The following is a 253-nucleotide window of genomic DNA, read 5'->3' as shown; positions in this document are numbered from 1 at the left end:
TGGTGACGGATTAATGGAATATTATCGGGGCGAGTTTCGGTAAACCCCACATGTGGGCCAGATAAATAAGTTTGAATAGGGGAGTGGTGGAGAGATGTGTTTGGAAATGCGGGGGTGTGATATATGTAGGGGTGTTTATGGTTATGGAAAAATAAGAAGGAGTGGGGAGTTAATATTGGAGTTTCGAGTTGGTTGGATGTGGGAGGGTGTTTGACATGAGGAAGAGAGAGGTTTATATCTGACTAGTTGTTCT

The 253-nt window shown here is 43.5% G+C and carries 1 protein-coding gene; it reads right to left on the bottom strand.

The window, feature by feature from the left end; genetic code table 11:
* Positions 1–236, bottom strand: a 236-nt coding sequence (locus FS736_RS25620) for a spore germination protein (protein ID WP_144481564.1), incomplete at its 3' end; no start/stop codon positions are given.
* Positions 237–253 lie beyond the last annotated feature (17 nt).

This window comes from Cytobacillus oceanisediminis 2691, from assembly GCF_007678455.1.
GTDB classification, from domain to species: Bacteria; Bacillota; Bacilli; order Bacillales; family Cytobacillaceae; genus Mesobacillus; species Mesobacillus oceanisediminis_A.
The sequence above is the reverse complement of the archived record's forward strand: the minus strand, read 5'-3'. Positions and strand labels throughout refer to the sequence as shown.